This is a genomic window from Citrobacter sp. CK194 (genome assembly GCF_030333395.1).
GTDB lineage: Bacteria > Pseudomonadota > Gammaproteobacteria > Enterobacterales > Enterobacteriaceae > Citrobacter_B > Citrobacter_B koseri.
Window position 1 is genome coordinate 1,093,733 of sequence record NZ_JAOWGA010000019.1, and the last position, 14,547, is coordinate 1,108,279.

Below are 14,547 nucleotides of genomic sequence, written 5' to 3' on the forward strand. Positions count from 1 at the left end.
GGTAGCAGGTGCATTTTTTGTCGGTATTTTAACAAGGAATAAAAATGAAAACCTTACTGTACTCTACTGCGCTGGTCATATGCGCAGGAATGGCTTGCGCGCAGGCCGCTGAAAACAACGACTGGCATTTTAATATCGGTGCTATGTATGAAATAGAAAACGTCGAAGGCTATGGTGAAGATATGGATGGGCTGGGTGAACCGTCCATCTATTTTAATGCGGCAACCGGTCCGTGGAAAATTTCACTGGCGTATTATCAGGAAGGACCTTTCGATTATAGTGCCGGTAAACGCGGTACATGGTTTGATCGCCCGGAACTGGAAGTTCGTTATCAATTCCTCGAAAGCGATGATGTTAATTTCGGTTTAACCGGCGGTTTTCGTAACTATGGCTACCATTACGTAAATGAAGCGGGTAAAGACACCGCCAATATGCAACGCTGGAAAGTACAGCCGGACTGGGATGTGAAACTGACCGACGATTTACGTTTCAGCGGCTGGCTGGCGATGTATCAATTCGTCAATGACCTGAGTATCACCGGCTACTCAGACAGTCGTGTCGAAAGTGAAACCGGCCTGAATTACACTTTTAATGAAACGGTTGGTCTGACGGTGAATTATTACCTGGAACGTGGCTTCAATCTTGCCGAAAACCGTGATAACGGTGAATTCTCCACACAGGAAATCCGTGCCTATTTACCGATAGCATTAGGCAATACCACCCTCACGCCTTATACCCGTATCGGTCTGGATCGCTGGTCCAACTGGGACTGGCAGGATGATCCTGAGCGTGAAGGTCACGACTTTAACCGTCTCGGTTTGCTTTATGCGTATGATTTCCAGAATGGGTTATCAATGTCGCTGGAATATGCCTTTGAGTGGGAAGATCACGACGAAGGTGAGAGTGACAAATTCCATTATGCGGGGATCGGCATCAACTACGCGTTCTAAAATGTACTGGGGCATATTCATGCCCCAGTTTTTAAGCGAGGGAGCCGGCTAATGATATTTGCGTTTTTACGATAATATTTTGCAGGCCTTTCTTGCCGGCAATCAGGTTAAATAACAGATTACAACTTTGCTCGCCTAATTCCTGCGTGGGAACGTCAATGCCGCCTGGGGCGGGAGTCAGCATAAACGAGAGCAGTTCATTACTGTAACCGACAACGGCGAGTTGTTGTGGAATCGCGATATTTTTCTCTGCCGCCACCCGGTATAAACTCATTAACTTTAAGCTGTCTGTTGCGAAAACGGCATTTGGCAATGGGGTCTGGCTTAACAGTTTTCTGGCGGCCAGTAGCGCGCTTTCATGCGTGTATCCACCATCAACGATCCATTCATCACGGCACTGGATTTTATGGACTTCCAGACTGGCTTTATAACCATTAACACGGTCGATGGAAACATGGAAATCAAGTGGCGCATGCAGACAGGCAATATGCTGATGACCACTGTCAATTAATGCATTTGTGAGTTGAATACTGTCCTGGAAATTATCCGTATCAACAGAGTAAACATGAGCGTATTCGCCTTCCACTTTGCCAATGACGACAACAGGAACATCATACTTATCCAGACGCGAAAAGAAGAACTCATCCGCCGGGGAGCTCAGCATAATAATGCCTTTGATCATTTTCTGCTTAATTTTGCTTTCGCATTTTTGCAAGTCATCTTCTGTACTGCGGGAGGTCTGTAATATGACATCAAAACCTTCCTCTTCGGCCTTTGCCGTAATCGCATGCAGAACTTCAGAGAAAAAAGGATTACCGGCCGTTGTTTTTGCTGAACGAGTAGAAATAACCATAATGGCGTCAAACCCGGAAGAGGTCAGGGCGCGCGCCAGTTTATTCGGTTGGTATTGCAGTTCATCAATGGCGCGTAATACTTTCTCCCGTGCTTCCGGGGAGATATTGGTTTGTTTATTCAGCACGCGCGATACCGTGGATTTTGATACTCCGGCGACGCGCGCGATATCATAAATAGTAGGGGACATAGTCGGGGGAACTCCGTTCGAGAGTTAATGACGCACATCTTATGGAGTTAACTGGCGGATGACAACACAAGGCGGTTGATTATCAACAGCCTGCCCCCACATCAATACGCATAGGTTATAATTTTTTTCTGGTCTTCAGGCACAACAGGATGGCGATGAAGCGACTCAAAAACGAACTTAACTCGCTGGTTAATCGCGGTGTAGACAGGCATTTACGTCTGGCCGTTACCGGACTTAGCCGCAGTGGAAAAACCGCGTTTATCACTGCGATGGTTAACCAACTGCTCAACATCCATGCCAGATCGCGACTGCCGCTGCTAAGCGCGGTGCGTGAGGAGCGTTTGCTGGGCGTGAAACGCGTTCCACAACGTGATTTTGGTATTCCACGTTTTACCTACGATGAAGGGCTGGCCCAGCTTTATGGCCAGCCGCCTGCCTGGCCGACGCCAACGCGCGGCGTGAGCGAAATCCGCCTCGCGTTACGCTATAAATCCAATGATTCTTTGCTGCGTCATTTTAAAGACACCTCGACGTTATACCTGGAGATTGTCGATTATCCCGGCGAATGGCTGCTCGACTTGCCGATGCTGGCGCAGGATTACCTGAGCTGGTCCCGGCAAATGACCGGCTTACTGCAAGGGCAGCGGGGCGAATGGTCGGCCAAATGGCGTCAGCTATGCCAGGGGCTGGACCCGCTGGCGCCTGCTGATGAAAACCGCCTGGCGGAGATCGCCGCGACCTGGACGGCGTATCTGCACCAATGTAAACAGCAGGGGCTGCACTTTATTCAGCCTGGCCGCTTTGTGCTGCCGGGCGATATGGCGGGCGCGCCTGCGTTGCAGTTTTTCCCGTGGCCGGATGTGGATGCGCATGGCGAATCAATACTGGCGCAGGCGGACAAACACACCAACGCCGGAATGTTGCGTGAACGCTTTAATTACTACTGTGAAAAAGTGGTGAAAGGGTTCTATAAAAACCATTTCCTGCGGTTTGATCGCCAGATTGTACTGGTGGATTGCCTGCAACCGTTGAATAGCGGGCCGCAGGCGTTCAACGATATGCGTCTGGCGCTGACGCAATTGATGCAGAGTTTCCACTATGGTCAGCGAACGCTATTTCGCCGACTCTTTTCCCCGGTGATTGATAAACTGCTGTTTGCGGCGACCAAGGCAGACCATGTGACTGTCGATCAACATGCCAATATGGTCTCTTTGCTCCAGCAACTGATTCAGGATGCCTGGCAAAACGCGGCGTTTGAAGGCATCAGCATGGATTGTCTGGGACTGGCGTCCGTACAGGCGACGACCAGTGGATTGATCGACGTGAATGGTGAAAAGATCCCGGCTTTACGCGGTAACCGTTTAAGCGACGGAACGCCGTTAACGGTGTACCCCGGCGAAGTGCCCGCACGCCTGCCGGGACAAGCGTTCTGGGACAGTCAGGGTTTTCAGTTTGAAGCGTTTCGCCCGCAGGTAATGGATGTGGACAAACCATTGCCGCACATTCGTCTGGATGCCGCGCTGGAATTTTTAATAGGAGACAAATTGCGATGAGCGAACCGTTAAAACCGCGTATCGATTTCGCAGGTCCACTGGAGGTGGAGCAAAACCAGACGCTTAAAACGCAACAGACCTTCAGCGAGACGCAGGCGCAGACTTTTGCCCCCGCGCAGGTGGATGAGCCTCTGGAAGACGAGGGGCAGGCGGAAGCGGTCATTGATGCCGCGCTGCGCCCTAAACGCAGTTTGTGGCGCAAGATGGTGATGGGGGGACTGGCGTTGTTTGGCGTCAGCGTTGTAGGCCAGGGCGTGCAATGGACCATGAACGCATGGCAAACCCAGGACTGGGTGGCGCTGGGCGGTTGTGCCGCTGGGGCGTTGATCATTGGCGCAGGCGTTGGCTCGGTCGCGACAGAATGGCGTCGGCTATGGCGGTTACGCCAGCGGGCGCATGAACGGGATGAAGCGCGCGACCTGTTGCACAGCCACGGTACGGGAAAGGGCCGTGCGTTTTGCGAAAAACTGGCGCAGCAGGCCGGTATCGATCAGTCTCACCCGGCGTTGCAGCGCTGGTATGCTTCGATTCATGAAACGCAAAACGATCGGGAAGTGGTCAGCTTATACGCTCAACTGGTGCAACCGGTGCTGGATGCTCAGGCGCGACGTGAAATCAGCCGTTCGGCCGCCGAGTCCACGTTAATGATCGCCGTCAGCCCGCTGGCGTTGGTGGATATGGCATTTATCGCCTGGCGAAATTTGCGGCTGATCAATCGCATTGCGACACTGTATGGCATTGAACTGGGGTATTACAGCCGTCTGCGCCTGTTTCGTCTGGTGTTGCTCAATATTGCATTTGCGGGTGCCAGCGAGCTGGTGCGAGAGGTTGGGATGGACTGGATGTCGCAGGATCTGGCGGCGCGTTTGTCTGCCCGTGCGGCGCAGGGTATTGGCGCCGGGCTGTTAACCGCTCGTCTGGGCATCAAAGCGATGGAACTGTGTCGTCCCTTACCGTGGATCGACGATGATAAGCCGCGCCTGGGGGATTTTCGTCGCCAGCTTATCGTTCAGGTCAAAGAGACCTTGCAGAAAAGCAAAACTCCGCGCGAAAACTGATCGCTGGAAGGGCGCTGACCGTATAACTTTACGGCCCGGCGCCCAATTTTCCGTCATGCTGTCAATAATTGTTGACAGAATCCTTCCTGCTAATCGAATACTGGCTTATCATCTATCTAATAGCTCATTGTTTTAGGTGAAAGTTCCCATGCGTCTGGAAGTCTTTTGTGAAGACCGTCTTGGTCTGACCCGCGAGTTACTCGATTTGCTGGTGCTTCGTAGCATTGATTTACGCGGTATTGAGATTGACCCCATCGGGCGAATTTACCTTAATTTTGCTGAACTGGAGTTCACCAACTTCAGCAGCCTGATGGCGGAGATCCGCCGCATTTCCGGCGTGACCGATGTCCGTACGGTGCCGTGGATGCCGTCTGAACGCGAGCATCTGGCGCTGAGCGCACTGCTCGAAGCGTTGCCGGAACCCGTCCTCTCTCTGGATATGAAAAGTAAAATAGAGATGGCGAACCCCGCGAGCTGTCAGCTTTTCGCACAAAATCAGGAGCGTATGCGCAATCACACTGCCGCGCAGTTGATCAACGGCTTCAACTTCCAGCGTTGGCTGGAGAGCAACCCACAGGTCTCTCACAACGAGCATGTGGTGATCAATGGGCAGAACTTCCTGATGGAGATTACCCCGGTTCATTTGCAAGGGGAAAATGACGAGTACATGCTCACGGGCGCTGTCGTTATGTTACGTTCCACCATCCGAATGGGGCGTCAGTTGCAGAATTTGACGACCCAGGATTTGAGCGCGTTTAGCCAGATTATCGCCGTCAGCGCGAAAATGAAGCATGTCGTAGAGCAGGCTCGCAAGCTGGCTACGCTGAGCGCGCCACTGCTGATTACCGGCGATACCGGAACCGGTAAAGATCTCTTCGCCCATGCCTGTCACCTGGCAAGCCCGCGTGCGGCAAAACCGTATCTGGCATTGAACTGCGCCTCCATTCCTGAAGATGCGGTTGAAAGCGAACTGTTTGGTCATGCGCCGGAAGGTAAAAAAGGCTTCTTTGAACAGGCCAACGGGGGGTCAGTGCTGCTGGATGAGATTGGTGAGATGTCGCCACGCATGCAGACCAAATTGCTGCGTTTTCTTAACGACGGCACTTTCCGTCGCGTTGGCGAGGATCATGAGGTTCACGTTGATGTCCGGGTGATCTGCGCCACGCAGAAGAATCTGGTGGAACTGGTGCAAAAAGGGCTGTTCCGCGAGGATCTCTACTACCGTCTGAATGTGCTGACGCTCAATCTGCCGCCGCTGCGTGATTGCCCGCAGGATATCATGCCGCTCACTGAACTTTTCGTGGCGCGTTTTGCCGATGAGCAGGGCGTGCCGCGTCCAAAACTCTCTGCCGATCTCAGCACCGTATTAACCCGTTATGGCTGGCCGGGCAACGTGCGCCAGCTTAAAAACGCCATCTACCGGGCGCTGACGCAGCTTGAAGGGTACGAATTACGTCCGCAGGATATCTTGCTGCCGGATTACGACGCCACGACCGTTGCCGTTGGTGAAGATGCGATGGAAGGCTCGCTGGATGATATCACCAGTCGTTTTGAACGTTCCGTGTTGACGCAGCTTTATCGCAATTATCCGAGCACGCGCAAACTGGCGAAACGCCTGGGCGTCTCACATACCGCGATTGCCAATAAGTTACGTGAATACGGTTTGAATCAGAAGAAAAGCGAAGAGTAGAAACGACACAAGAATTAGAAGCCCGATGAGCGTTGCGCCATCGGGCTTTTTTACCGTCTTACGCTTTCAGCACGTCCAGCGCAGCAGCATAGTCAGGTTCGTTGGTGATTTCGTTCACCAGCTGGCTGAAAATGACGTTGTCGTTTTCATCAATGACCACCACGGCACGCGCCGCCAGACCTTTCAGCGGGCCTTCAGTGATTTCAACGCCGTAGTCTTTCAGGAAGTCAGGATTACGCAGAGTGGAAAGGGTAATGACGTTGCTCAGACCTTCCGCGCCGCAGAAACGAGACTGGGCGAACGGCAGATCCGCAGAAACGCACAGTACGACGGTGTTGTCGATTTCTGTCGCCAGTTGGTTAAACTTACGTACCGATGCCGCACAAACGCCGGTATCAATACTTGGGAAAATATTCAGCACCTTGCGCTTGCCTGCAAACTGAGCCAGTGTGACGTCAGACAGATCTTTTGCCACGAGGGTAAAAGCCTGTGCTTTGCTACCAGCTTGAGGAATGGTGTTGGCGACGGCGACTGGATTGCCCTGGAAATGAACGGTTTGTGACATGGTTATCTTCCTGTTTACATATAGTTAACGTCGTGGCTAGTTTATGCCATCAGCAGTTAACACGGCAAACGCTATTTGTGTTTAATCCACCGCCACGCATCTGCAACGTGAAAAACGGCGAAAAAAGGAGAACCAATGAGATCTGTTAAGGTGTATGAGGAGGCCTGGCCGCTGCACACGCCCTTTGTGATTGCCCGGGGAAGTCGTACCGAAGCGCATGTTGTGGTCGTGGAGCTGGAGGAAGAGGGCGTAAAAGGCGTAGGGGAATGTACGCCTTATCCACGTTATGGCGAAAGCGATGCCTCGGTGCTGGCGCAGATCATGAGTATCGCGCCGCAACTGGAACAGGGGCTGACCCGCGAAGCACTACAAAAATTGCTGCCTGCCGGCGCGGCCAGAAATGCGGTCGATTGCGCGCTGTGGGATCTGAGCGCTCGCCAGCAGCAGCAAACGCTGGCGGAGTTTGTGGCCGTTGAATTGCCCGCTACGCTGACAACAGCACAGACTGTCGTGATCGGTACGCCTGAACAGATGGCGGCCAGCGCGGCGGCACTGTGGGAAAAAGGGGCGAAACTGCTCAAAATTAAGCTGGACGATCGCCTGATCAGCGAACGAATGGTCGCGATTCGCTCCGTCGTGCCTGATGCGACGCTAATTGTGGATGCAAACGAGTCCTGGCGTACAGAGGGGCTGGCGGCGCGATGCCAGCTGCTGGCGGATTTAGGCGTCGCGATGCTGGAACAACCGTTACCTGCGCAGGATGACGCCGCGCTGGAAAATTTTGTTCATCCGCTCCCTATTTGCGCGGATGAAAGTTGCCATACCCGCAGCAGCCTGAAGGCGTTACAGGGGCGCTACGATATGGTCAATATCAAACTGGATAAAACCGGTGGTCTGACGGAAGCGCTGGCGCTGGCCGCCGAAGCCAGAGAACAGGGTTTTGGGCTGATGCTGGGATGTATGCTGTGTACCTCCAGGGCCATTAGCGCAGCGTTGCCGCTGGCCCCACAGGTGCGTTTTGCTGACCTCGATGGCCCCACCTGGCTGGCGGTGGATGTCGAGCCCGCTCTACGGTTTACGACCGGGCAACTTCATCTTTAGGGTGCCAGCGCAGCAGAGTAGACATCGCCATCAGATACTTTTCGCTGGCTTCATCGGACGAGATCGGCGGGAACTCTGCGGTAATACAGTGCAGATTGAGGTCGGCGCACCAGCTTCCAAACGAACCGGGCGTTTCGTAACCTACGCTGGAGACCAGCGGCAGCGCAAATGCCCGGGCCAGCCATTCGCCTAACTCGCTATGTCTGGGATCTTCAATACAGGCGAGGGGATCGTGAAAGGAGACCACCCAGGCAGGATGCACCCGGTGTATCAGTTGACACAGCGCCTGGGTTTCGGGTTCAGATCCCGGATGTTCACCGGTAAGCAGCACCACATCGCGCTCCTCGGCGCTGCTGTTCCAGCGATAAACCGTCTCACCCGCTTTCCAGTTCGCCGCCGGAAAATTACGGTTCAAATCGACGCCATTGGCATTGGCGCGCAGACCAAGCTGGCAACCGTCCGGGTTCACCGCCAGCACCACATGATGACGGCGGAGTGAAGGATTCAGCGTACGCAGCGCACACGAGAGCGTCACCACCGACGCGTTCTCATCGCCGTGCGTTCCGGCCAGAATCAGGCCGCTTTCGCGATCGGCAGCCGGGGCCGGAAACCAGATCAACGGCGCTCCCAGCAATGAACGCCCATAATGTTCGGTTCCTGGCGGAAATGCGCCGCGCTCGGCACGAGGACGGGTAACGGTCATAAGTGTCTCTGAATGCTGTTGTTATTACTCGCAGTGTTGTGCAAATTGTCCAGATAATCAAATCGTTTTCACGCGTTGTGCGCGCTATGCAATATCCTCCATCTGGCTTCCTGGAAGCGGATGCGTATATCGGGTTAATATCAACTTTCTGTAGGAAGACGTTTGCATTTCCTTCATGCGAAACAAATAATTACGCAGTCATCTAACTTCATCATTTAAGGGCATCTTATGAAGCACTCTGTTTCAGTTACCTGTTGTGCGCTGTTGATTAGCAGCGTCTCCCTGACACACGCTGCGGATGTTCCCGGCGGAACGGTACTGGCAGAGAAGCAAGAACTGGTCCGCCATATTAAAGATGAACCGGCGTCGTTAGATCCGGCAAAAGCGGTTGGGCTGCCGGAGATTCAGGTCATTCGCGATTTGTTTGAAGGTCTGGTGAATCAGAATGAGAAAGGGGAAATCATTCCTGGCGTCGCTACGCGCTGGAAGACCAATGATAACCGGATCTGGACGTTTACCCTGCGCAATAACGCAAAGTGGTCGGACGGCACTCCGGTGACCGCGCAGGATTTTGTCTACAGCTGGCAACGTCTGGTTGATCCGAAAACCCTGTCACCGTTTGCCTGGTTTGCCGCCCTTGCTGGCATTAATAACGCCCAGGCGATTATTGATGGTAAAGCGTCGCCGGATACGCTTGGGGTTAGTGCCGTGGACGACCGCACGCTAAAAATACAGCTGGATAAACCGCTGCCGTGGTTCGTTAACCTGACCGCCAACTTTGCTTTTTACCCGGTACAGAAAGCTAATGTAGAAAGCGGTAAAGACTGGACGAAGCCCGGAAACCTGATCGGCAATGGCGCCTATGTGTTGAATGATCGCGTGGTCAACGAAAAACTGGTGGTGGTGCCCAATACCCACTACTGGGACAATGCGAAGACGGTGCTGCAAAAAGTGACTTTCCTGCCGATTAATCAGGAGTCGTCAGCGACTAAACGTTATCTGGCTGGCGATATCGATATCACCGAATCTTTCCCGAAAAATCTGTACCAGAAGTTGCTGAAGGATATACCAGGGCAGGTTTACACGCCGCCGCAGTTGGGCACCTATTATTATGCGTTTAACACCCAAAAAGGCCCGACGGCGGATTCCCGGGTTCGGCTGGCGCTGAGCATGACGATTGATCGCCGCATCATGGCGGAAAAAGTATTAGGAACCGGGGAGAAACCGGCCTGGCGCTTCACCCCGGACGTGACGGCTGGCTTCACTCCCGATCCTTCGCCATTTGAACAAATGAGCCAGGAAGAACTCAATGCTCAGGCAAAAACGTTATTGCTTGCGGCTGGCTATGGCCCGCAGAAACCGCTCAAATTGACGCTGTTATATAACACATCTGAAAATCATCAGAAAATCGCGATTGCAGTCGCCTCGATGTGGAAAAAGAATCTGGGCGTAGAGGTGAAGCTGCAAAACCAGGAATGGAAAACCTATATCGACAGCCGCAACACCGGTAATTTTGATGTTATCCGCGCCTCCTGGGTGGGGGACTACAATGAACCGTCTACTTTCCTGTCATTGTTAACCTCGACCCATACGGGCAATATCTCGCGCTTCAATAACCCGGCCTACGATAAAATCATGACGCAGGCGACAGTAGAAAATACGGCGAAGGCGCGCAATGCGGACTATAACGCGGCAGAGAAAATCCTGATGGAACAGGCGCCGATTGCGCCGATTTACCAGTATACCAACGGACGTTTGATCAAACCGTGGCTGAAAGGTTATCCCATTAATAACCCGGAAGACGTGGCGTATAGTCGGACAATGTATATTGTGAAGCACGACAAATAATATGCGGCAGTGAGCGAAAAGACGCGGTATTCCGCGTCTTTTTTAATTTGCGGATTGCGGTGACGCGGCGTTATCCAGATAAAGCGTCTGGCTTGGAAACGCAAAATCTGCGCCGTTCGCCTGAACAATGTCGATAATCTTCAGGTAAACATCCTGCTGAACCGCAAGCCAGGCTTCCCATTCGGTGGTTTTGCTAAAGCAATAGACCATGATATTCAGCGATGATTCGCCAAATTCATTGAAATAGACCAGCAGTGTCTGGTGCTGATCGATATCAGGGTGGTTTTGCAGCATCGTTCTGACCGCATCAACAATAACGCCTGTTTTACTGGCATCCTGATAACGTAACCCGATCACCGTTTTAATGCGTCGGTTGGTCATCCTGCCGGGATTCTCCACGCTAATGGCGGAGAAAATCGAATTCGGCACATATAAAGGGCGGTGGTCGAAGGTGTTAATTTTGGTCATTCGCCAGCCGATTTCAGTCACAGTGCCTTCAATATTTCTGTCCGGGGAACGAACCCAGTCGCCAATGCTAAAGGGGCGATCAAAATAGAGCATAATCCCCGAGAAAAAGTTGCTCAGAATGTCCTTACCCGCCATCCCAACAGCGATGCCGCCAATGCCGCCAAAAGTCAGCAACCCGGACAGACTCATGCCAAAGTGTTCGCCATAGAGTAAAACGATGGCGATAATAATGGTGATCTTAATAATGCGAGACAGGATCTTCGCACTGGTGACGTCTCTGCCTTTACCGATCTGTGATTTTTCAAAGCGGTTGATGAGTAAAAACAGTTTTATTGTCAGAATCAGCGCAATCAGAGATGTGCAGATAAAATCGACGGCATTTGGAGAGATGAATTTCAGATCGTAGTTTTCAATAACATTATTGGCGATACTGCCCAGCGTGCCGATGATAAGGGCATAAACGAAGAACTGTACGGCATGAAATATAAATCCTTTTCTTCTTTTCTCGCCACGACGAAACACAATACTCATCAGAAGTAAGGCGGCGCCACTGCCAAAAATTATTGCCAGATTAAACGCGTTTTTGAAAAAAAATTCTGCAATCATTTTGGTCTGTCACTACCCCGTATGGTTGATATAACGCTAAAAGATTCTGAGGTGCAGATATTTTATCCGCTTCGAATGCGCTGGTCATTGATCAAAAAGAATAAGACGTAGCGCATTTTCAGACAGGGACGCGCGATGTGAATATTATGTCACGACTTGTGTGGCAGACAACGGGGGATTGTCATGGTATTGTTACGCGCAAGTAACAGAGCTTTCATCTGCAAAAGGACGATACCATGATCATGACAAAGCTGAAGACAGCAAAGGGGAAGAAATTTCTGTTGGGCCTGCTGGCGGTGTTTATTATTGCGGCATCAGTGGTTACGCGGGCGACTATCGGCGGCGTGATCGAACAGTATGATATTCCGTTGTCCGAGTGGACAACCTCGATGTATTTCATCCAGTCATCAATGATTTGCGTCTACAGTCTGGTTTTCACCATTCTGCTGGCCATTCCGCTGGGGATCTATTTCCTCGGTGGTGAGGACAAACAGTAACGTGAGTGAGCGGCTTCGCCGGGTAGGCATAAGCGCTACCCGGCACGAAAATAGGCTTAATCGTCTTCTTCGTCGTCCAGTTCGACCGGTGTCTGATACTGATCGGGTTTAATGACAAGCAGATCGCAGCGCAAATGGTCGATAACCTGTTCCGCCGTATTGCCCAGGAAGGCCGCAGATATCCCGGTACGACCAACCGTACCCAGTACAACGATACCCGCCTGTAGGTGCTCGGCTAAATCCGGGATAACCTCTTCAGGCAACCCTTTTTCAACATGCGTCACTTTCTCATCAATGCTGAATTTCTGCCGTAGCGCCTTCATCGCCAGCAAATGCTGACCGCGAATCGCGTCGTTGTAAACGCTCGGATCAAATTCAGGCAGTTCGATTGCGATATTGATGGGCGTCACGGGGTAGGCGCCAACCAGATGGACTTCGGTGTGGTTCACCTGTTCTGCGAGTTGCAGCGTTTCTTTGACCAGCTTTTCATTCAGCGCATTGTGATAAGGTTCTTCGCTTGCCAGGTTCACGGCCACCAGCGCTTTACCGCCTTCAGGCCACGGTTGGTCCTTGACCATCCATACCGGGCTTGGGCATTTACGCAACAAATGCCAGTCAGTCGGTGTAAAGATTACCGCTTCCAGGCGGTCATGCTGGTGCGCCATTTTGAGCACCAGATCGTGATCGTCGCTGATCACTTCCTGGATAATGGCTTCAAAGGGACGGTTGTGCCAGACCACTTTTATCTCAACGGGAACACCTGCTTCGATGTAGTATTTCGCTTGTTCGCGTATCCAGGCTGTTCGCTGGCTGATGACTCCCTGACGCATCGCGGTACGCTCATCAGGCGAGAGCAGGGTAGTCATTTCATAGGAAAAATCATAGATCGGCAAAAAGGCTTTAATTTTGCCACCAATCCGTTGATGCAAATAAACAGCGCGTCGTAATGCGGGTTGATCGTCCTGGTTTGGGTCGATGACCACCAGCATATTTTGATACATAGCCATACAGGGTCTCCTTACAACTGTCACCGCAGTTTGTAATTAAAAGAGTAACCCATATATGTTGAATGAAACAGGGGGGAACCTTCTGCCAGATCAATAAATCAGGAAAATTTGCTGTTCTATAGGGCAGTGTATTGAATGTAAACAATTTCTATCAGTAAAATCAGACTTCCGGGGCATACCTGGGGTAAATAGCGGCTTAGTAGAGTCTGTAATTAAATCTGTTTGATTCATGAATGCCGCCATAGCGGCATTCTTATCGTTAGTGGGAACCAAGACGGATCAGTTCAACGGGTTCGAACTGGCCTTCACAGCCTTCCACTTCGACGGTTTTGTTGCGGCGTAACTGGGCTGGAGTTAACCCGTTAGAATGTATGGCAACGATTTTACCCGTTCTGCCCGTCCCATTAATCATAACCCGACTGCCATTAGTAATAGGATTATGGTTACGATCATAAGTGATCATGGTTCTTTCTCCTCTTAATATCTGGGTATCAAAAAATCCGCTTAACAATCCGGGCCGCAGTCCAGAAGCGAACGTAATATAAATACACCTTTGCCATAATCTTTTTTTGTTTTTGATCAAGGTCACACTTTTTCTATACTCACTGAACCGCTGACGACGGGGTTTACGCACGATGCAGAACCCTGGTGCGGCTGACTGTTATTTTTTTCCTGAAGCTGAAAACATAACTACAGTACCTTTAACCGTAGTTTTAACATCCTCGAAGTACTCGGACAGTATTTGCGTTAAGCCCGCCTCTGAATCTCCGGTATTTGAGAAAATGCCTTTCCGGTTGTAAATGCGCATCAGTTTTTGACCGAAAGTATTGTGCTTAACGCCATTACCAAGAATGGTAGCGCCGTAAAGAGTGCCATTGTCGGTTAAAGCCTGCGCGGCATTCTGTATTACACATCCTTTTGCAGACATATCCCCAGGCAGGCAGTGAAGAAGGTAAAACATGGAGATGGAGTCAAATTGATTATGCAAGGTTTTTGGGTAAGGCTCGAAAACATCATGGGTAATTTTGCTCTGAATTTTCGTTTCTCCAGCCCTTGTTGATGCTGCGCTCAAGCTTGCTTCGTTCAAATCCATTAGCGATATTAAACGGCTTTCAGGAGCGTGAGTGAGGTAATATCCGGTTCCTACACCAATATCCAGATGTTTTTTCCCTAAATGTCGGAGGAAGTGTGGAAGAAGGTATTCCTTAGTGGGGCACCCCCATGCAAGCCGATTTGATACCCTCAAGACCCACCAGTCATAAAGTTTTAGTGTGAGGGGGGTGTAAACTTTAGATCCGTTATCTGTGTTTCTATTCATTAATTCCACCTGTTTATAGTTTTCGGGGGGAATTAAATCAATAATCATTATAAATGACAAGGTGTTAGGGTTGCCGCAGTTGCGTCGTATGCAAGAACGCAACTGCGGCCAGCTGGCGATCGTTCGATAGTGCGAATATAG

Annotated in this window: 14 protein-coding genes; 7 read left to right on the forward strand and 7 right to left on the reverse strand. The window is 51.3% G+C overall.

Annotated features, from left to right (window positions below):
- The first annotated feature begins 44 nt into the window (after positions 1–44).
- On the forward strand, positions 45–950 hold the full coding sequence (locus OGX80_RS21255; protein ID WP_071258376.1) for an OmpG family monomeric porin: 906 nt from the start codon (positions 45–47) through the stop codon (positions 948–950).
- A 31-nt stretch (positions 951–981) separates the two neighbouring features.
- Here the strand turns inward: OGX80_RS21255 and OGX80_RS21260 are convergent, their stop codons facing one another.
- Positions 982–1,992 carry a LacI family DNA-binding transcriptional regulator gene (locus OGX80_RS21260; protein ID WP_114847868.1) on the reverse strand — a complete coding sequence of 337 codons (1,011 nt, stop codon included), beginning with the start codon at positions 1,990–1,992 and terminating at the stop codon, positions 982–984.
- 155 nt (positions 1,993–2,147) lie between these two features.
- Here OGX80_RS21260 and OGX80_RS21265 point away from each other — a divergent pair, with 155 nt between their 5' ends.
- The 3 genes from OGX80_RS21265 to tyrR all read left to right on the forward strand — a co-directional run bounded on the left by OGX80_RS21265 (position 2,148) and on the right by tyrR (position 6,293).
- Complete coding sequence (locus OGX80_RS21265) at positions 2,148–3,545, forward strand: YcjX family GTP-binding protein (RefSeq protein ID WP_233644107.1); 1,398 nt, start codon at positions 2,148–2,150, stop codon at positions 3,543–3,545.
- Positions 3,542–4,603 (forward strand): YcjF family protein, encoded by a 1,062-nt coding sequence (locus OGX80_RS21270; RefSeq protein WP_012132270.1) that lies wholly within the window; start codon positions 3,542–3,544, stop codon positions 4,601–4,603. The genes OGX80_RS21265 and OGX80_RS21270 overlap by 4 nt, the downstream gene beginning before the upstream one ends.
- Before the next feature lie 148 nt (positions 4,604–4,751).
- Positions 4,752–6,293 (forward strand): transcriptional regulator TyrR, encoded by a 1,542-nt coding sequence (tyrR, locus tag OGX80_RS21275; protein WP_071258372.1) that lies wholly within the window; start codon positions 4,752–4,754, stop codon positions 6,291–6,293.
- Positions 6,294–6,351: 58 nt separating this feature from the next.
- On the opposite strand, the gene tpx is transcribed toward tyrR, so the two are convergent.
- Positions 6,352–6,858: a thiol peroxidase gene (gene tpx / locus OGX80_RS21280; protein WP_012132276.1), complete on the reverse strand. Its 507-nt coding sequence runs from the start codon at positions 6,856–6,858 to the stop codon at positions 6,352–6,354.
- Positions 6,859–6,993: 135 nt separating this feature from the next.
- On the opposite strand from tpx, the gene ycjG reads away from it, so the two are divergent.
- A complete protein-coding gene (ycjG, locus tag OGX80_RS21285) occupies positions 6,994–7,959 on the forward strand; it encodes an L-Ala-D/L-Glu epimerase (RefSeq protein ID WP_012132278.1) in 966 nt (321 codons plus the stop codon).
- Here ycjG and mpaA read toward each other — a convergent pair.
- Positions 7,934–8,662, reverse strand: coding sequence for a murein tripeptide amidase MpaA (gene mpaA / locus OGX80_RS21290; protein ID WP_104868618.1), 729 nt, complete (start codon positions 8,660–8,662; stop codon positions 7,934–7,936). The two genes, ycjG and mpaA, sit on opposite strands and share 26 nt — an antisense overlap.
- A gap of 228 nt (positions 8,663–8,890) precedes the next feature.
- On the opposite strand from mpaA, the gene OGX80_RS21295 reads away from it, so the two are divergent.
- Positions 8,891–10,510, forward strand: coding sequence for a peptide ABC transporter substrate-binding protein (locus OGX80_RS21295; protein WP_115181604.1), 1,620 nt, complete (start codon positions 8,891–8,893; stop codon positions 10,508–10,510).
- Between the two features lie 42 nt (positions 10,511–10,552).
- Here OGX80_RS21295 and OGX80_RS21300 read toward each other — a convergent pair whose 3' ends face one another.
- Positions 10,553–11,584: a mechanosensitive ion channel family protein gene (locus OGX80_RS21300; RefSeq protein ID WP_012132281.1), complete on the reverse strand. Its 1,032-nt coding sequence runs from the start codon at positions 11,582–11,584 to the stop codon at positions 10,553–10,555.
- A 236-nt stretch (positions 11,585–11,820) separates the two neighbouring features.
- Between OGX80_RS21300 and OGX80_RS21305 the strand changes: the two genes are divergently transcribed.
- Positions 11,821–12,081, forward strand: a complete 261-nt coding sequence (locus tag OGX80_RS21305) for a DUF2534 family protein (protein WP_012132282.1) — start codon at positions 11,821–11,823, stop codon at positions 12,079–12,081.
- Between the two features lie 56 nt (positions 12,082–12,137).
- Here OGX80_RS21305 and uspE read toward each other — a convergent pair whose 3' ends face one another.
- From uspE to OGX80_RS21320, 3 genes are all read right to left on the reverse strand, one after another.
- Complete coding sequence (gene uspE / locus OGX80_RS21310; protein ID WP_012132283.1) at positions 12,138–13,088, reverse strand: universal stress protein UspE; 951 nt, start codon at positions 13,086–13,088, stop codon at positions 12,138–12,140.
- 259 nt (positions 13,089–13,347) lie between these two features.
- On the reverse strand, positions 13,348–13,551 hold the full coding sequence (gene ydfZ, locus OGX80_RS21315; RefSeq protein WP_024130312.1) for a putative selenium delivery protein YdfZ: 204 nt from the start codon (positions 13,549–13,551) through the stop codon (positions 13,348–13,350).
- Between the two features lie 198 nt (positions 13,552–13,749).
- Positions 13,750–14,454: a class I SAM-dependent methyltransferase gene (locus OGX80_RS21320; protein WP_233644144.1), complete on the reverse strand. Its 705-nt coding sequence runs from the start codon at positions 14,452–14,454 to the stop codon at positions 13,750–13,752.
- Positions 14,455–14,547: the final 93 nt, after the last annotated feature.